General features: G+C 56.8%; 14 protein-coding genes and 1 tRNA gene. 4 read left to right on the top strand and 11 right to left on the bottom strand.

The features are described from left to right. Window positions 1–36 precede the first annotated feature (36 nt). The 11 genes from rho to HMPREF2891_RS04130 form a co-directional block, all read right to left on the bottom strand. A complete protein-coding gene (gene rho / locus HMPREF2891_RS04180; RefSeq protein WP_261666835.1) occupies window positions 37–1770 on the bottom strand; it encodes a transcription termination factor Rho in 1734 nt (577 codons plus the stop codon). A gap of 235 nt (window positions 1771–2005) precedes the next feature. Next, window positions 2006–2935, bottom strand: a complete 930-nt coding sequence (gene thrB, locus HMPREF2891_RS04175; RefSeq protein WP_070663975.1) for a homoserine kinase — start codon at window positions 2933–2935, stop codon at window positions 2006–2008. Further along, complete coding sequence (locus tag HMPREF2891_RS04170) at window positions 2935–4233, bottom strand: homoserine dehydrogenase (protein WP_070663973.1); 1299 nt, start codon at window positions 4231–4233, stop codon at window positions 2935–2937. Before HMPREF2891_RS04170 ends, thrB begins: the two co-directional genes overlap by 1 nt. Then, the gene (gene lysA / locus HMPREF2891_RS04165) at window positions 4230–5645 is read right to left on the bottom strand and encodes a diaminopimelate decarboxylase (RefSeq protein WP_070663971.1); all 1416 of its coding nucleotides are present in this window, start codon (window positions 5643–5645) and stop codon (window positions 4230–4232) included. Before lysA ends, HMPREF2891_RS04170 begins: the two co-directional genes overlap by 4 nt. Before the next feature lie 11 nt (window positions 5646–5656). Next, a complete protein-coding gene (argS, locus tag HMPREF2891_RS04160) occupies window positions 5657–7336 on the bottom strand; it encodes an arginine--tRNA ligase (RefSeq protein ID WP_070664254.1) in 1680 nt (559 codons plus the stop codon). A 127-nt stretch (window positions 7337–7463) separates the two neighbouring features. Next, window positions 7464–7913, bottom strand: a complete 450-nt coding sequence (locus HMPREF2891_RS04155) for a ribose-5-phosphate isomerase (protein WP_034506292.1) — start codon at window positions 7911–7913, stop codon at window positions 7464–7466. A 119-nt stretch (window positions 7914–8032) separates the two neighbouring features. After that, a tRNA-Arg gene (locus HMPREF2891_RS04150) sits at window positions 8033–8105 on the bottom strand. 67 nt (window positions 8106–8172) lie between these two features. Continuing rightward, the gene (locus HMPREF2891_RS04145; RefSeq protein WP_034506299.1) at window positions 8173–8943 is read right to left on the bottom strand and encodes a glycerophosphodiester phosphodiesterase family protein; all 771 of its coding nucleotides are present in this window, start codon (window positions 8941–8943) and stop codon (window positions 8173–8175) included. Window positions 8944–8946: 3 nt separating this feature from the next. Beyond that, window positions 8947–9786 (bottom strand): M23 family metallopeptidase, encoded by an 840-nt coding sequence (locus HMPREF2891_RS04140; protein ID WP_083311238.1) that lies wholly within the window; start codon window positions 9784–9786, stop codon window positions 8947–8949. A 186-nt stretch (window positions 9787–9972) separates the two neighbouring features. Then, window positions 9973–11037, bottom strand: a complete 1065-nt coding sequence (locus HMPREF2891_RS04135; RefSeq protein WP_070663969.1) for a hemolysin family protein — start codon at window positions 11035–11037, stop codon at window positions 9973–9975. Beyond that, on the bottom strand, window positions 11034–12356 hold the full coding sequence (locus HMPREF2891_RS04130; RefSeq protein WP_070663967.1) for a hemolysin family protein: 1323 nt from the start codon (window positions 12354–12356) through the stop codon (window positions 11034–11036). The genes HMPREF2891_RS04135 and HMPREF2891_RS04130 overlap by 4 nt, the downstream gene beginning before the upstream one ends. Window positions 12357–12714: 358 nt before the next feature. Here HMPREF2891_RS04130 and HMPREF2891_RS04125 point away from each other — a divergent pair, with 358 nt between their 5' ends. From HMPREF2891_RS04125 to HMPREF2891_RS04110, 4 genes are all read left to right on the top strand, one after another. Further along, window positions 12715–16359, top strand: a complete 3645-nt coding sequence (locus HMPREF2891_RS04125; RefSeq protein WP_070663966.1) for a multifunctional oxoglutarate decarboxylase/oxoglutarate dehydrogenase thiamine pyrophosphate-binding subunit/dihydrolipoyllysine-residue succinyltransferase subunit — start codon at window positions 12715–12717, stop codon at window positions 16357–16359. Window positions 16360–16440: 81 nt separating this feature from the next. Further along, complete coding sequence (locus HMPREF2891_RS04120; RefSeq protein WP_034506680.1) at window positions 16441–17022, top strand: GDSL-type esterase/lipase family protein; 582 nt, start codon at window positions 16441–16443, stop codon at window positions 17020–17022. Window positions 17023–17064: 42 nt separating this feature from the next. Further along, complete coding sequence (gene moaA / locus HMPREF2891_RS04115; protein WP_070664250.1) at window positions 17065–18099, top strand: GTP 3',8-cyclase MoaA; 1035 nt, start codon at window positions 17065–17067, stop codon at window positions 18097–18099. Beyond that, entirely contained in the window at window positions 18099–18335 is a 237-nt protein-coding gene (locus tag HMPREF2891_RS04110; RefSeq protein WP_070621164.1) for a ubiquitin family protein, read from the top strand. Before moaA ends, HMPREF2891_RS04110 begins: the two co-directional genes overlap by 1 nt. The last annotated feature ends 254 nt before the right edge of the window (window positions 18336–18589 follow it).

The following is an 18589-nucleotide window of genomic DNA, read 5'->3' as shown; positions in this document are numbered from 1 at the left end:
CCGTACAATAGGTCACTATCTACGGCCGGTCCCCCGCTAGTCTTTTGGCGTCGTCTTTGCGATCGCCATGAGGAACTCCGCGTTGTTTTGCGTGTCCTTCAACTTATCAAGCATAAGCTCAAGCGCCTGCTGCTGATCGAGCTGGCCAAGCACCCGACGCAGACGCCACATGATCGCAAGCTCTTCCTTCTTAAACAGCATCTCTTCACGCCTCGTACCCGAAGCATTGACATCAACCGCCGGGTAAATGCGACGCTCAGACAGCTGGCGCGACAAGCGCAACTCCATGTTGCCCGTGCCCTTGAACTCTTCGAAGATAACCTCATCCATCTTCGAACCAGTCTCCACAAGAGCCGAAGCGATAATCGTGAGCGAACCGCCCTCTTCGACATTACGCGCAGCACCAAAGAACTTCTTGGGCGGGTACAGTGCCGAAGCATCCACACCACCGGACAGGATGCGACCAGAAGCCGGCGCTGCCAGGTTATATGCGCGGCCGAGGCGCGTGATCGAATCGAGTAGAACAACCACGTCGTGACCCAGTTCAACCAGGCGCTTAGCGCGCTCAATTGCGAGCTCTGCAACGATCGTGTGGTCCGAGGCAGGACGGTCAAACGTCGAGGCAATGACCTCGCCCTTAACCGTGCGACGCATATCGGTGACCTCTTCAGGGCGCTCGTCCACGAGAACAACCATCAGGTGCACATCCGGATTGTTCTGCGAAATCGCATTAGCCATCTGCTGCATGATGATCGTCTTTCCTGCCTTAGGCGGCGAAACGATCAAGCCACGCTGTCCCTTACCAATTGGGGCCACGAGATCAATGATGCGCGGTGTGATTGCCTTCGGCGTGGTCTCAAGACGCAGGTGCTCATCCGGGTAAAGCGGGGTTAGCTTCGAAAATTCGGGGCGTTCGCCAGCCTGCTCGACCGAAATGCCATTGATCGAATCAACCGCAACAAGGGCGTTGTACTTCTGACGCTGCCGCTCGTTCTGACGCGGCTCACGGATAGAACCAACAATCGCATCACCCGGACGCAGGTTCCAACGACGCACGTTGCCAAGGGTTACGTAAACGTCATTCGGCCCAGGTAAGTAACCGGAAGTACGAACAAACGCGTGGTTATTCTGTACGTCCAAAATGCCTGCAACCGGAATCAATACGTCATCTTCTTGCAACTGCGGCTCTTCATCATCGCGACGACGCTTCGTGCGATCCCGACCACGACGCCTACGACCACGGTCATCGCGGTCTCTGCCATCGCGGTTGTTATCGCGGTTGTTGCGCTTGTTTCGCCTGCGGTTTGAGCCGTGGTCGCCATCCGCTCCATCATCGGAATGTGAATCTTCTGCCGAAGGTAGCTTGATCTCATCAAGCAGGTTCGTAGTGCCAGCTCCGTCGTGCGAATCTTGCGGCTCACCCAGCTCCGCCTTCACATCCAACTGGATGGCTGCCGGGGTTCCCCCATTGCTCTCCGCACGGCGGCGCCTACGACGAGGCTCAGCGGAGTCCTCTTTGCCGGTTGACTCACTCTTGGAGGCAGGAGTCGAATCCTCACGCTTCTTCTCTGTGCGCTTCTGCTCAGATTTAGCCTGCGAGTTTTCTTCCGACCGCGGTTTCGATCCCTGCGCGCCTCGAATCGCTGCTAGAAGTTCAGCTTTACGCATCTTCGCCGTGTCCTGAAGTCCCATTTCAGTGGCAACTTCACGCAGTTCAGCAAGACGCATCTGCGACAGCGGGCGCTTTTTAGTAGTTGGGTTTTCGCTCAACGAATTTCCTTACTTTTACCGGCCCTAGGCCATGAAAGACTGCTATTAAAGCAGGAGCGTTTCCATCATTGATACAGGAAGAAAGAGACACAAAAGATGAGAATGCATTCTTCCCGGCGCTAAACGCAAGATGGAAGATTTAGATAGCTAACAGTAGTTAGCAACGGCTCAACGAGCCGCTACCAATGCTATCAGCAAAACACTCGTTTTGAAAATATACACAAGCCGCGAGGACCTACAGGCCCGCAATCGGGCTCTCCCCACCCTCACGAGAAGCCTCCATAGACGCGCCAGCCGCCGTAATACCAGGATTCTTCACCGTCCAGCCGGCAGCCTTCGCCTCGTCCACAAGTTGCGGATCAAGCGTTCCAAACACAAGCACCGACGGGCCAGCGCCGGAAACTACAGCGGGTAGGCCCTCGCCACGTAAATACTGCACCAGATCGTAAGTTGATGGCATTGCCTTAGCGCGCTGTGCCTGGTGGAGGCGATCCTCAGTCGCATCCATCAGATGTTCCAAAGGTGCTTGACCCGAAAGAATCAAAGCAAGAAGCGACGCCCTCGAGAGATTAAACGTGGCATCTTCGAGCGGAACCTGCTTTGGGAGCGCTGCCCGGGCCCGCTTGGTTGAAACCTCGAACTTTGGCGTTAAAACCCAAGCGTCAAGGTCTTCGCGCGGCGGCCGCACAACCGTTTTCGCTTCCTTCCCCATCCAAGAGAACGTTACTCCGCCAAAAATAGCTGGGGCAGCATTATCCGGGTGGCCCTCAATCTGCGTAGCCAGCTGGAACACCTCGCCCAACGACATCGATTCTTCGCCCACCAGGCCGCGTGCCAACATCAAACCAGCCACTGCGGCAGCCGCTGACGAACCCATACCCGCACCGTGGGGAATTCGATTACGCGCCACCATCCGCAGGCCGACCTGCGGCATATCCAAGTATTCGAGTCCCTTGCGCACCGAACGGACAATCAGATTGTCCTCGCCCTCGGGAACCTTCCCCGCGCCGTGACCCATCACCTGCACGAACGTCTCGCCCACAACCGCGCGTAGCTCGACCTCGTCAAAAATACCGAGCGCCAAACCCGCGTGGTCAAAACCTGGCCCCAAGTTTGCCGACGTTGCCGGCACCTTCACCCGAACAAAATCATTTGTGAGGCGCATTATGCCTCACCCTCAATTCGAAACACCGATGCGATCTCAACCACTACGGGCAAATCGCGTAGCTTAGCGAGAACATCATCCATGCTCTTCCCGGACGTGGCGCTAGTAGACAGGGTTACCCGCGTGGCCTCCCCCGGCTTCGTCATCTCTTGCGAGACAGTGATCAGCGAAATGCCGCTTTGCCCAAACACGCCCGCAACTTCGGCAAGCACGCCCGGCCTATCTGCAACCAGCAAAGAAACCTGGAAGCGAGAAGACGCCATACCCGGACTCAAAATCGGTAGCTTCGCGTACCGCGATTCGCGCGGCGCATGGCCCCCCAAAACGCGATGTGAAGCGCCCGCCACCAGGTCAGACAGTACCGCCGAGGCCGTGGGCGCGCCTCCCGCACCCTGACCATAGAACATAAGGCGGCCAGCAGACTCGTTGTCCAATAAGATCGCGTTAAATGCACCAGAAACCGTGGCCAGAGGGTGTGAAACCGGGATCAAAGCGGGATAGACCGCCGCAGTAATGCCTTCTTCACCAGTCGCGCTAGAACGCTCCGCCACCGCGATCAGTTTAATTACCATGTCCGACTTCGCAGCCTGCGCGATGTCCTGAGCAGTAATACTGCTAATCCCCTGTGCCTTAACATCTGCCATCGAAACGCGCGTATGGAATGCGAGCGAAGCCATGATCGAACACTTCGCAGCCGCATCAAGCCCCTCGACATCGGCCGTGGGGTCAGCCTCGGCAAAACCAAGCTCCTGCGCCCTTGCCAGCGCATCCTCGTACGTTGCCCCTGTTGTGGTCATCTGATCAAGGATGAAGTTAGTAGTGCCATTCACAATTCCAACCAGGCGATTCACCCGGTCACCCGCGATCGACTCACGCAAGCCGTACACAATCGGAATCGCACCGGCCACGGCAGCCTCGTAATAAAGATCAGTGTCGTTTTGTTCCGCAAGCTCATAGAGCTCCGCGCCGTGCTGGGCCAGCAGAGCCTTATTGCCAGTAATCACCGTTGAACCATTACCGAGGGCACGCTTCACGTACGTGAACGCAGGCTCAATACCGCCGATCAGCTCGATCACAATGTCGGCCCCGTCGATCGCCTCATTCGCATCCGTAGTGAGCAGAGCAGGATCAACCTCAAAATCACGCTTCGCGTTCACATCGCGCACCAGCACCGACTGAACCTGCAAGCGCGCTCCAGCCCGTGCGGCCAAATCCGCCTGGTGCTCTTCAATCAGACGAATAACCTGCGAACCAACCGTACCCGCACCTAGAACGGCAATCTTTTGAACACTACTCACTTTTCCTCCACAAGTTCAGCGGTGTTTAGCGCGGCGTCACGCGCAAACAAATCCTCGAGCTTTTCTGGATAAATCAACCAATGCGGCTCTCCCATGCCCACGCCGAGCGTGCCCGGACGAGTCAGCATGTTGTAGTTCGACGACATCGAATGCCCGTACGCGCCCGTTGCGGGCACAGCAAGCACATCACCCTCGTGAATATCACCAGGCAATGCCACATCAGAAACCACTATGTCACCGGACTCGCAGTGCTTACCCACCACGCGAGCCAAACACAGCGGCGCATCCGAAACTCTGTTAGCCAGCAGCGCCGTGTACTTCGCTTCATAAAGAGCGGGACGGATGTTATCCGACATACCCCCATCGACAGAGACGTATAGGCGTGAGCCTCCCTCAATCGGCACATCTTTAACCGTGCCCACCCGGTACAGCGTCACCACAGCCGGGCCAATCACCGACCGCCCCGGCTCCACCGACACATGCGGCACTTTAAGATCAAACTTCTCGCACGCCTCGCGCACAGCGCCCGCGAGCGTGCGAGCAATATCCTTTGGCGCGAGGGGCTGAGGGTCCGCACCCGTGTACGTGATCGCGTAGCCGCCACCCAAATCAAGTTCGTGGCAAACCACGCCCTCATCAGCCAACTGCTTTGCCAACGACAACAGGCGCGAGGCGGACTCGGCAAACGCCTCGAGGTCACGAATCTGGGAGCCAATATGGGCATGCAATCCCATGAACTCAAGCGAATCATGTGCCGCAATTTTGCGGGCAGCCTCCAGAGCCATACCCGACGCCAACGACAAACCAAACTTTTGGTCTTCATGCGCGGTTGCGATGAACTCATGACCGCCAGCATGCACGCCTGTAGTCACCCGTATCATCACGCGGGCGCGGCGGCCCAACTCACTGGCAATGCGAGCAACCCGTTCCACCTCGCCTATTGAATCAACCACAATTCGCGCAATGCCACGGGTTCCAGCGCTGACCGCCAAACGTAGTTCTTCATCCGACTTGTTGTTGCCGTGCAACCCCACCAGATCGGGATCCGCGCCCGCACGAAGCGCGAGTGTGAGTTCACCCAAGCTCGCCGTATCCACGCCCATGCCGGCGCTGGTCACCAGTTCAATCACGCGCCCGCTCATCAGCGCCTTAGCCGCGTAGTACGCCGAGCCTCCGCCCATGCCATAGCCGTCCCAGAACTCCTCGGCCATAACCGTTGCCCACACGTTCGCGCGGCCATACAGGTCGGCTTCGTCCAGCACGTACAGCGGCGAACCGTACGACTGCACCAGTTGCGTAGCGCTGACTTTACCGAGCGAAAGCTCAGTTCCATCATGCCTTGCACTCCACGGCCACAGATCGGGCCGCTCGCTTGGCCGCGGCGCCAAAAGATTATTGAGGTCGTGGCTCATCCCGATAGTCCCTACATGCGCTCTGGGGCGGACACCCCGAGTAGGTCCAAACCGTTACGCAGAACCTGCGCCACCGCGTCGTTCAACCAGCGGCGAGCCACGTGACCAGCATCAACCTCTTCGTCCGCACGCGGCGTCACGCGGCACTGCGCATACCAAGTGTGGTAAGCGCCAGCAAGGGTTTCGAGGTAACGCGCCACGCGATGCGGCTCCAAAAACTCCGCTGCCTGAGCAACCACCGTTGGGTACTGCGCGAGCACGCCCAAAAGTTGCCCGTCGGCCGGGTGCGATAGCGCCGCCGGATCAAAGTCGCCGCTACGCGTAACGCCGTGTTCCTCCGCGTTGCGCGCCACGTTAACTGTACGGGCATGTGCGTACTGCACGTAGTAAACTGGGTTGTCATTCGTATTCTGCGACAGCAGGTCAAGATCGATGTCGAGGTTTTGATCCATTGACGCGCGAGTAAGCGAATAACGAGCCGCATCCACACCGACCGCATCCAGCAGATCATCCAGCGTCACGATCGTGCCCGCACGTTTGGACATGCGCACCGGTTTGCCGGAGCGGACCAGGTTAACCATCTGACCGATCAGAATCTCCAGGTTCTCATGCGGCACATCGCCAAACGCCGCGCACATCGCCATCATGCGGCCGATGTAACCGTGGTGATCCGCACCCAGCAGATACACGGCCTTATCAGCACCGCGCGCCCTCTTATCCAAGTAGTACGCCAGATCGCCCGCAAAATAAGCGGCGTCGCCATCCGACTTCACCAGCACACGGTCCTTATCATCACCAAAGTCGGTGGTGCGAAGCCACAGTGCGCCATCCTTTTCGAAAATGTGGCCGCGCTCGCGCAAAATCCGAATCGCCTCATCCACTGCGCCGGACTCATGCAAAGAATCCTCGTGGAAGAACACGTCAAACTCAGACCTGAACTCCTTTAGCTTCACCTTAATCTCGGTGAACATGAGCTCCACGCCGCGGGCGCGAAACGCCTCCACGGCCTCGCTTTCGCTCAAGTCCAGCGGATTTGGCTCACCAGCCGCAAGCGAGTCAGCGATCACCTGCTTCGCGATGTCCTCAATATATTGACCGCCGTAACCATCCTCGGGCGCCGGCTGCCCCTTTGCACGCGCATACAGCGAACGGGCAAAACGATCAATCTGCGCACCGTGATCATTGAAGTAGTACTCGCGAGTAACGTCCGCGCCAGCTGCCTTCAACAGGCGGGCCATCGAATCGCCAACCGCCGCCCAACGCGCGCCACCAAGATGAATGGGGCCGGTTGGATTAGCCGACACATATTCCAGATTCACATGCTTGCTAGCCTGCGACTCGTTACGGCCGTAATCCTCGCCCGCCTCCAAAATCGTGCGTGCGAGCTCGCCGGCCGACGCCGCATCCAAACGGACGTTAATAAAGCCCGGGCCCGCTACCTCAGCCTGCGCAATACCGGCCTGGGAAGCCAAACGATCCGCAATAATCTGAGCGAACTCGCGCGGATTCATCCCCGCCTTCTTCGCCAGACGCATCGCGATATTCGTCGCCCAGTCACCGTGCTCTCGGTTACGCGGACGCTCCACCGTTACATCCTGCTCGATGTCCTCGACGTCCAAATTAATCGCACCGTCGCTAACGGAGCCGGTCAGAACCTCATGAATAAGCTTTTCTAGATCTTTAGGAGTCACGCCCCCAATCTTAAAGGCAAACCTCCGCCCCGCGTAACCAGAGCCCACCGAGCGAACAAAGCCACCCGAAGTAGAGGCACGCAAAAGGGCAGGCTCGCAACCGAACCTGCCCTCAAGCTCACATAAATCAGTGCTTATTCTCGTACTCGCTCATCAAACCAATCCGGTAAGCGTGACGAGAATCGCCCGAAAACTCCGTTGCAAGGAACACGTTCACAAAGTGAGCAGCCTCTTCCATCGTGTGCTGACGGGCACCAATTGCAATAACATTCGCATCATTATGCTCGCGAGCCAACACCGCAGTGGCCTCATTCCACACCAGTGCGGCGCGAACACCCTTCACGAGGTTCGCGGCCATCTGTTCACCGTTGCCACTACCACCGATCACGATGCCAAGTGAACCCGGTTCAGCCGCCACGGCCTCACCACAGGGAATACACATCGTTGGGTATGCGTCGAGCGCATCGTACTGCGTTGCACCATGGTCAACGACGTCGTGGCCCGCCTCCTTCAACATTTCAATCAGGTAGTTCCGAAGCTCAAATCCAGCATGATCAGCTGCGATGTGTACGCGCATTGCGACCTCCAAAGAAAGATTGTTTACCTAATTATTACACGAAGCCGCGGAACATAGTTGAAAAGCAAAATATGGCCCATCAAAAGGGCCTTTACCCGCTCACGCCACAAAACGAAAAGCGCCCCGAACAGGACTCGAACCTGCGACCTTCTGCTCCGGAGGCAGACGCTCTATCCGCTGAGCTATCGGGGCCTGGCTATCTGAAAAGCCGTTGTAATCGTACCAGGGAGGCTAAGAAACCGTTAAATGAGACCGGTGATCACAAGGATTTGCGGGCGCGAATAATCTCACGGACCAAAACCGGATCGTCCGAGATGATCGCATCAACACCAGCATCTAGCGCTTGAACAATCTCTTCTGGCTCATTCAGCGTCCACACATGCACCCCAATCCCAAAGGAATGCGCAAAACTAACAAAACGTTTAGACACCAGCCGGATAGGACCGATCTTTAACGGAATTTGTGCGGCCACCACTCCGAAGCGCGGCCAATTCTGTCGTGTAACCAGACGCCTCGTGTTCGTCTGCGCGGCAAGAAACAGGCGCGCAACCTCCACTTGTCCCAAGGAAGTGCTAATCTCCGGCGCAACCTCGCGGATACGCTGCAGGCGGCCCGAATCAAATGAGGCTAAACACACTCTATCCATCGCACCGTGAGCGCGGATAACCTCAATCATTGGACGCCAAACGTCCTCTTCTTTCGCATCGATATTTAGCTCTAGATGAGGGAAAGCCTGCAAAACCTCAGCAAGCAGAACCGGGCCGCGCGCAGAACCGTTGATCGTCACATTTTGCAACTCTTCCAACGTGTGAGCCGAGACAAGACCAAAACCGTCCGAAACTCGATCCAGAATCGGGTCGTGTATCAACACCACGTGGCCATCAGCCGTCAAATGAGCGTCCGTTTCCACGAAGTGAAAACCGAGCCTATCGCAATTCTCGAATGCTTCCCACGAGTTTTCCGGAGCCAAATTAGCGCCGCCACGGTGCGCTACAACCAGCGGGGCTCCTCTACGAGGAACGTCATACATAAACTAGTCACAACCTTGGCCTGGCTGGCGAGCATTATTTTGTTGCAACCACACCATTGGATCCACCAGCTGATCGTCTTTATCATGCACCTCAAAGTGCAGGTGCGGGCCGGTAGAAGTTCCCGTGTTACCCACCGAAGCGATCCGCTGTCCCGCGCTTACCTGATCCCCAGCCTTCACCAGGACATCCTCGGCGTACATGTGCGCGTAACCGGTGTAAAACACCTCTCCATCAGACTTAGTGTGCTTAATCAAAATCCAGTACCCGTAGCCCTCCATGGGCTCCGACGCCTGCACCACGCCATCCGATGCCGCAAAAATAGGGGTACCGTTCGGGGCGGCCATATCCAGCCCCTCGTGCAACTTGGAATAACCCAGAACCGGGTGGAACCTATAACCGAACGGGGACGCAATATTGAACGTACCCTCAAGTAGCGGCCAGACAATAGGCGCAGATTCTGACACCGAACGGTTACCGTTAGCGGGCATCACCTGTAGGCACTGCGAAATCTCAAGGGGTGTGCGAAGCTTTGCCCTGGAGGCCGCACCTGCAACCTCACGCAATCCCTCTGCCTCTGCAACAACGACATCAGCGCTTTTAGCCCACGAGGATTGTGCGGCCGGTGAAGCTACCACCTTTGAAGGCAACGCAATTGAAGTTTCTGGCCCAACGAAACCAGTTAGCGGAACCGCCACGGTGGCTGCCGCAACCACGGCTACAAGACCACCCTTCAAAAGACTCAACCAACTAGGTTTTTGGATCTTGCGCTTCGAAGATGCTTCTGCCTGCTCACGAAGCTGACGACGCGTAGGGAAAGGCGAGCCATTTGGAGAATCATTCACAGGCAAAATAACTCTTTCCTTCCCGAAAGCATGTAATAACAGGGTGACTCACACGAACTCACGCGGTGAATACATAACGAACTTATAACGCTGGGCCACGCGGATCAACCCGTTTGAAAAAGCTGTGTACAGACTCACGCCCATCACTTCAAACCGGCACCAATGAGCTACAGGCCCAAGTTCGACTCACGCATCCAAGTTGCGCTCGATGAAAACATCCTCACGCTGTAGCGAGTCTCTAACCTCGCCAACCAGCTCTTCAATAACGTCCTCTAAGAAAAGCACGCCAACCGTCTGGCCGTCCTTTACAACCTCTGCCAGATGCGTACCCGAGCGTTGCATGATGCGCAACGCATCCTCGACCTCGTCACCTGCTTGAACAACCGGCATCTCCCTAAAACGCCACTCATCCAATGGCAAGTCGCGCTGATCAGGGCCCGCGAACAAGATGTCCTTCAAATGGATATAAAAGACCGGCATGCCCGCTTCATCCACCACCGGGTAGCGTGAAAAACCAGTTTTTGCGACCTCGCGCTCCAGTTGGGCAGGCGTCACGTTACGTGCCACGCTCACCAGCTCATCTACCGACACCATAACGTCACCAGCGCGCTCCTCCGAAAATTCGAGCGTTCCGCTCAGCAGACCGATCTCGTCATGAATCGTCCCTTCCTGCTGGGATAGCTCGACGATCGAAGCAACCTCCTCGGCGGTGAACGACGCGGCAACCTCGTGGCGTGGTTCCAAACCGAACAAGCGCACGAACCAGTTCGCAAGATGGTCAAGGCCCACAACGATGGGACGAAGCACGTGCCCAATCGCAACCAGGGGCGGCGCCAGAATCAACAGCGCCTTATCTGGGGCCGAAACCGACATGTTCTTCGGCACCATCTCCCCGAAAACCACGTGCAGGTAAAGCACCAGCAGTAAGGCCAGAATAAACGCAACAGCATGTGCGGACGCTGCGGGAAGCCCCACGGCTTGCAAAGGACGCTCCACAAGCCTTGCAATGGCGGGCTCTGCAACCGCACCCAACGAGGTCGAAGCGATCGTGATGCCAAGCTGGGAGATCGACAGCATCAACGAAACGTTCTCAATGGCGTACAGGGCCGTCTTGGCGCCTCGCTTTCCCTCGTCTGCGAGCGGCTCTATTTGCGCCCGACGCGAAGAGGTAACAGCGAACTCAGCCGCCACAAAAAACGCGTTCAAAAGGAGCAGCAACAGTGTTATTAGAAGGCCAGCGGTGATACTCACTCGGCATCCTCCTTGCCCTCATCCGCGTGTACTGGCTCCGCTGCGCGCACCAAGATCTGATCGATGCGGCGTCCATCCATGCGCAAGATCTCTAAAGTTGTATTTTCAACCTGCACTTTGTCATGAGGCTCGCCGATACGTCCAAGCTTGAGCATCATGAACCCGCCCAGGGTTTCGTACGGACCATCCTCGGGAACGAAAATGCCGGTACGTTCCAGCAACTCATCGGGGCGAAGAGTGCCGGGCACCTTCCACGAGCCATCATTTTGGCGTCGAATGCCGTGGCGGCGACGGTCGTGCTCATCAGCAACTTCACCAACGATTTCTTCCACGACATCTTCCAACGTGACGATTCCGGAGGTGCCACCGTATTCATCCACTACCACCGCGATTTGGAGGCCTTCCGCGCGAAGCATGAGGAGCAGCGGAGCAAGCGCAAGGGTTTCCGGCACGCGGAGCACTTCAGAAGTGAGCGAGGAGGAAAGCACAGACACTTCGCTTCGCTTTTCCCAAGGAACCGCGATTGCGCGGCGAAGTGATACGAAAGCCACAATGTCGTCCGAGTCATCACCCACGATCGGGAAGCGCGAGTGGCCGGTAGTACACGCAAGCTCAACGACGTCTGCCGCTGAAGCGGACTCGCTCAAATAGACCATGCGGCCGCGATCCGTCATCACGTCGATCGCAGTTAGCTCTCCGATACCAATCGACTTGGTAAGTAGCGTCGCAGTCGAGGTATCCAGCGTGCCCTCCTGCGCGGAGTGACGCACCAGAGCGGCAAGCTCTGACGCGGACCTAGCTGAAGAGATCTCTTCCATAGGCGTGATGCCCATAGCGTGCAACACCGCGTTGGCAGTATCGTTCAACACCTTAATAAGCGGGTGGAGCAACTTTGTGAATGCCGCCTGCACCGGCGTAACAAGGCTCGCGGTGTGGAATGGATCAGCTAGAGCCATGTTCTTTGGAACCAGCTCGCCAAACAGCATCGAGAACGCGTTGATAAAGATGACGGACAGCGCCACCGCGATTGTGGTAGAAAGCGTGAGAGCGAGGCCAAAGCTTGCAAACATATTCGAAAACAGGTTCAGCAAAGACACTTGCGTGGTGTAACCCAGCAGAATGGTTGTTAGCGTGATACCAACCTGCGCACCCGACAGCTGGGTGGACAGGATACGCAGTGCTTTAACAACCTGCTTAGCCTTCTTATCGCCTTCATTTGCCCGCCGTTCCACCGACGCAACATCAAGGGCCACATACGAAAACTCTGCGGCAACAAAAACCGCAGTGCCCAGCGTGAGAACAACTCCGAATAGGAGCATGAGGACGTCATATATCACCGGCTCATCACCGGCCTGAAACTTCGAGGAGGTTCATCTTTGTGCATCTATCCCAGCTTAACCGTATTTCCATACACGCGCGCCATAGGTGTTGGTTGCCTCATTTACCCGGGCTCTCCTGATCCCAATTAATCCTTTTTCGAAGCCTCTAATCTTCTTCAACTTTTAAGGTCCAAACCATAGGTGATTATCAGTTGAGCAAATAACCGTAAAATCTCTCTATATCAAGAGAAAACGGGGATTATTCGTCCTAAACTGATTGAAGTTGCAACGCCCGATCACCATCGAAGCGATCAACTGGAATCGTTGACAATATCGCGAGCCCAAGGAAACAGGAGCGATGACAGAATACACACCCGGCCCGATTCAAGCAGCACCCCGCCCTCCGGCCCCGCCTGCCCCTCATGATCCGTCGAGGATTTCCGCAGACTCCGCTCCCGTAGAAGCCTCTGCTCCAATCGCCGCGTCCGCGTCACGTTTTAACCCGAACGCTATCGACGAAACCCGCGCAGACCTCCCTCCCATTCCTAAATCCAAGGTCGCTGAGGCAACGTCGCCATACACCCGCCTTGCAAAAGCTCGTGCCGCGTCAATACTCAACAGCGAGGCACGCTCAGAGGATGAGACCGAAACCCTAAAGGGAGCGTTCCGTGCCGTTGCGAAGAACATGGAAAGCTCCCTCGAGGTGCCCACTGCAACCTCGGCCCGTCAGATTCCCGCCAAACTCTTGATTGAAAACCGTGCCGTTATTAACGGCCACCTCGCCCGCACTCGCGGCGGCAAAGTTTCTTTCACCCACCTCATCGGCTACGCGCTTGTTGAAGCCCTGGTAGAGATGCCTTCAATGAACGTGCGATACACGTTCGACGATAAGGGCAAGCCCGCCGTTGAACACCTCGCGCACGTTGGCTTCGGCCTCGCAATCGACATTCCTTTGAAAGATGGGAACCGCATGCTCATGGTGCCCGTCATCAAAGAAGCCGACACGCTGACGTTCGCCGAGTTCGTTGCTGCCTACGAGGACATCGTCAAGCGGGCGCGCGAAGGCAAGCTGGGTGCGGGCGACTTCCAAGGCGGTACCGTTACCCTTACGAACCCGGGAACGATCGGAACTACGCACTCCGTTCCCCGCCTAATGAAGGGGCAGGGATCGATCATTGGCGTAGGTGCAACGGACTACCCTGCCGAGTGGGCGGGAGCCTCACCGCAGCGCCTGGCAAAAATGGGCGTTGGCAAAATCATGACGATGACGTCCACCTACGATCACCGCATCATCCAGGGCGCAGCTTCTGGAGAACTTCTGCGAATGGTGTCACGCAAGCTTGCCGGTCAAGACGGATTCTACGACCGCGTGTTTGACTCCATGCAGGTTCCGTACGTTCCTTACCGCTGGGAGCGCGACAAGGAATACAACGAGGAACGCGAGAAGGGTAAGCCCGCACGCATTGTGGAGCTAATCCACGCCTACCGCGTTGCCGGTCACCTCGCTGCTAACACCGACCCGCTCGACTACAAGGTTCGCCGCCACCCCGACTTGAACCTGTCGACGTACGGGCTAAACGTTTGGGACTTGGACCGCTCGTTCCCAACCGGCGGCTTTGGCGGCCGCGACCACATGACGCTACGCGAAATCCTCGAGCAGCTTCGCGACACCTACACCCGCTCCACCGGCATCGAATACATGCACATGGTTGACCCGGCCCAGCGCGAGTGGATCCAAGAGCGCGTTGAAAAGCCTTGGGAGAAGCCCACGCTTGAAACCCAGCGTCACATCATGACGATGCTGAATAAGGCCGAGGCTTTTGAGCATTTCTTGCAAACCAAGTACATCGGCCAAAAGCGATTCTCCCTGGAGGGCTCTGAGTCTCTGATTCCACTTCTGGACCGCGTACTTTGGGTGGCCGCCCACGATGGGATCGCTGAGGTTGCCATAGCAATGGCACACCGTGGCCGCCTGAACGTACTGGCCAACATTGCCGGCAAATCTTACGGCCAGATTTTCTCTGAATTTGAAGGCAATCAAGATCCTCGCTCTGTCCTTGGATCAGGTGACGTCAAGTACCACCTTGGAACCGAAGGCATTTTCACTGCAGATGACGGCGCGGCAACGAAGGTATACCTTGCCGCTAACCCGTCCCACCTTGAGGCTGCCGACGGCGTCTTGCAGGGCGTTGCGCGCGCAAAGCACGACAAACTGAACGAGCCCGGCTGGCCGATTCTGCCAATCCTCATCCATGGTGACGCCGCTTTTGCCGGCCAGGGCGTTGTTTACGAGACCCTGAACATGAGCCGGGTGCCCGCCTACCGCAACGGTGGCACACTGCATGTGATCATCAACAACCAGATTGGCTTCACCACGCCGAACACGGTAGCGCGCTCCACGAAGTACGCAACCGACATGGCCAAGGGCCTGCAGATTCCAATCTTCCATGTGAATGGTGATGATCCGGAAATGGTTGTGCGCGTTGCAAAACTTGCCTTCGCGTTCCGCCAGAAGTTCAACAAGGACGTCATCATTGACCTGGTCACCTACCGCCGCCGCGGACACAACGAGGGTGACGACCCGTCGATGACCCAGCCAGTCATGTACTCCCTGATTGACCGTACGCTCACCACACGTGATCGCTACACAAAGGACCTCATCGGCCGCGGCGATATTACCGAGGAAGAGGCCGACAAGGCACTAGCCGAATACAACGCGCTACTGGACGAGATCCTCGAAGAAACGAGGAGCGCGGACAAGGCCGAGGTATCGGGCGAAGCCGTTGCCGGCCTGGAGCGCCCCGAAGCACAACGCGCGGGCGAAGGCATGATGATTGGTTGGGAATCGCCAGTAACCCGCGAGGTTATTGAACGCATTGGCGATGCGCACCTGGCCATCCCAGAAGGGTTTACGCCACATCCGAAGCTTGCAAAACTACTCGAAAAGCGTCACAAGATGTCGCGCGAGGGAAAGATCGACTGGGGCTTCGGTGAACTGATCGCTTTTGGTTCGCTACTGATGGAAGGCACCCCGGTTCGCATGTCCGGCCAGGACGCGCGCCGCGCTACCTTCGTACAGCGCCACGCCGTCCTCCACGATCACAACGATGGTCGCGAGTGGACGCCACTGAACTTCCTGGTGGATAAGCAGCCTAAGCTCGACATTCACGACTCAACACTTTCTGAATACGCACCAATGGCGTTCGAGTACGGCTACTCGCTGGAGCGCCCCGAAGCTCTAGTTCTTTGGGAAGCCCAGTTCGGTGACTTTGCCAACGGCGCGCAGACCGTCGTTGACGAGTTCATTTCATCCGCGGAACAAAAGTGGGATCAGCGCTCCTCTGTGACGCTACTACTGCCCCACGGTTACGAAGGCCAGGGGCCGGATCACTCCTCGGCACGCATCGAGCGTTACCTGCAACTGGCTGCGGAAGAAAACATGTGGATTGTCCAGCCGTCCACTCCGGCAAACTACTTCCATCTGCTACGCACGCAGGCGTACAAGCGTCCGCGTAAGCCGCTCATCGTGTTTACGCCCAAGCAGTTGCTCCGCCTTTCTGCGGCTTCTTCCGCAGTTGAGGATTTCACCTCCGGCCATTTCCAGCCCGTAGTCGGTGAAGCCGACCAGGCGATCACCGCTGGCGCGAAGGCAGTTAATCGAGTGATCATGTGTTCGGGCCGCGTCTACTACGACCTCGTGAAGGAACGCCAGCGTCGCGGTGACAACGGGACAGCGATCGTGCGAGTAGAGCAGTACTACCCGCTTCCGCTCGATGAGCTGAAAGCAGCGATCGCGCCGTTTGGCGACGCCGAACTGGTCTGGGTACAAGACGAACCGCAAAACCAGGGCGCTTGGCCGTTCCTGGCACTCAACCTGTTCACGCAAATCGACCGCAAGGTCAAGGTAGTGTCTCGCCCGGCGGCCGCATCTCCGGCAGCTGGCACCATGGCCCTACATAAGTACCAGCACGAGATTTTGATGGACGGCGCGTTCGAACGCTAAAAGACCACGAGGCGGGGCTGGCGTTAGCCGGCCCCGCTTTGCGTGTATTGTGAAGGGCTGAAGGAGACGATTGTGAACGAAATCAGGCTTTGCGTGATTGGGGACGAACTCGTAGCGGGAACGGGTGATCCTCGTGCCCTCGGTTGGATTGGAAGAGTGCTTGCACGCACCAACGTCCCAGAGACCATGAACGTGTTTCCCCTTGCCATGCCGGGAGAATCCACCACCGAAATGTCACAGCGCTGGGAAAACGAGTGCATGCCGCGATTCAAGGATGGGGCAGACAACCGACTTATCATCGCCGTCGGTAAACAAGATGTGGAGACCGGGCTTTCAACACCGCGAACCCGCCTCAATCTGGCAAACATGGTGGATGTTTCAACCCAACTTGGTATCAAAGTAATGATTGTTGGACCTCCCCCACTTCAAACCTCCGATTCACGGCAACTATCCGAGGTGGTACGTGCTTGCCGCGAGGTTGCCGAGCGCAGGTCTATCCCATTTGTGGACACGTTCTCGCCCCTCTTAACACACGACCAGTGGCATGACGATATCGCGATGTCACAGACCGGCCTACCAAACCAAGCGGGCTATGGGCTGCTGGCATGGATCGTACTACACAACAACTGGTTCGAGTGGATAGGCCTGCCTCCTCGTGCATAGAATCGGTTAGTCTAGTTTTCCTTATGAAGATTTGTGAGTGATATGCAGTCAAATACGCAGTTAGGGGTTCTAACTGACAGGTTTGGTCGTGTTGCTCGCGATCTGCGCGTCTCTTTGACAGACCGATGTAACCTGCGTTGCGAATACTGCATGCCCGCCGAAGGGCTTGAGTGGCTTCCAACGGAAAACACTTTGAGCGATGAAGAAATCCTGCGCCTGATCCGCATCGGCATCGAAATGCTCGGCATCGAGCAGGTGCGCTTCACCGGAGGGGAGCCTCTACTTCGCCGCTCCCTTGAACAAATCGTTTCGCAGACCAAGGCCATGACTACCCATTTGGGCGCGGCACCGCAGATTTCGATTACCTCAAACGGACTCGGCCTCGATAAGCGTGCCGAAGCTCTTGCCAAAGCCGGCGTGTCACGGGCCAACATTTCGCTCGACTCGCTTGACCAGCAGCGGTACGCAGCTGTCGCCAGGCGGGACAGGCTGGCCGACGCATTGCGGGGCATCGAAGCGGCAGACCGGGCCGGCATGAGCCCAATCAAAATCAACGCCGTTGCGATGAAGGGCATCAATGAAGACGACATTGTAGAGCTTCTGGCCTTTTGCCTTGACCACGGTTACCACCTGCGTTTCATTGAGCACATGCCGCTTGGCCCCGCTCATTCATGGAAACGCGACCAGTTACTAACACAGGCCGACATTTTGGAGCGGCTTTCAACGAAGTTTGAACTAACTCCTTCCTCAAAGCCGCGCGGTTCAGCGCCGGCAGAGCTTTGGAACGTAGCCGCGAGCGCAGACCACCCCGCTGGGGACGTGGGCGTCATCGCATCTGTGACGAACCCGTTTTGCGACGACTGTGACCGCACGCGGATCACGGCTGATGGGCAGATCCGCACATGCCTATTTGCAACCACGGAAACAGACCTACGTGGCCCGTTAAGAACCGGGGCCAGCGACGAAGAGTTGGCAACCATTTGGATGGGTGCCACCGAACAAAAGCAAGCCGGGCACGGCATGGGCAGACCCGATTTTCAACCCCCTACACGCACGATGTCAAGGATTGGTGGATAGTGGCTACGATCCGTTTCTTTGCCGGGGCGGCCGAGGCCGCCGGACGTTCAACCATTAGCGTCGATTCTGCACCAACCGTTGCAGGATTACTCCAGCAGGTTAGTGAGGGAAATGACGTGCTCGAAACAGTTATCTCCCGCTCTCTGCTACTGGCTGATGGCAAGAAGGTTCTTCTAACCGATTCCGCTGCATCAATCGAAACACTCGACGTGCTTCCTCCATTTGCTGGCGGATAACTAAAACCTCATTTGCAGGCGTTACTCGAAACTCGAGTAACGCTATTTTTTTATTGAGACGAGCCTTTAGGTGAGTCAATCTACACCGTAGTTCGTTCATCCTAAGGACGAGTTTACTAACACGATCGTTTTTAATTTCACCATGGTTTTCTATTTGCAAAAATACTGAACGCCACTTTCTGGCGGAAACATAGGGATATGGGTCACACCAAATTAGCCGGCCATAGTATTTAGGAAAAGTTGCAGATTTAAGG

The organism is Actinomyces sp. HMSC065F11 (assembly GCF_001813085.1).
GTDB classification, from domain to species: Bacteria; Actinomycetota; Actinomycetes; order Actinomycetales; family Actinomycetaceae; genus Gleimia; species Gleimia europaea.
This window is presented reverse-complemented; position numbering and strand designations above follow the sequence as displayed.

Bases quoted from the DNA above. Each gene is read 5' to 3' on its own strand.
- thrB (WP_070663975.1), bottom strand. From the start codon at position 2,935: ATGCGCCTCACAAATGATTTTGTTCGGGTGAAGGTGCCGGCAACGTCG.
- lysA (WP_070663971.1), bottom strand. From the start codon at position 5,645: ATGAGCCACGACCTCAATAATCTTTTGGCGCCGCGGCCAAGCGAGCGG.
- HMPREF2891_RS04155 (WP_034506292.1), bottom strand. From the start codon at position 7,913: ATGCGCGTACACATCGCAGCTGATCATGCTGGATTTGAGCTTCGGAAC.
- HMPREF2891_RS04145 (WP_034506299.1), bottom strand. From the start codon at position 8,943: ATGTATGACGTTCCTCGTAGAGGAGCCCCGCTGGTTGTAGCGCACCGT.
- HMPREF2891_RS04130 (WP_070663967.1), bottom strand. From the start codon at position 12,356: ATGCTCCTATTCGGAGTTGTTCTCACGCTGGGCACTGCGGTTTTTGTT.
- HMPREF2891_RS04125 (WP_070663966.1), top strand. From the start codon at position 12,715: ATGACAGAATACACACCCGGCCCGATTCAAGCAGCACCCCGCCCTCCG.
- moaA (WP_070664250.1), top strand. From the start codon at position 17,065: ATGCAGTCAAATACGCAGTTAGGGGTTCTAACTGACAGGTTTGGTCGT.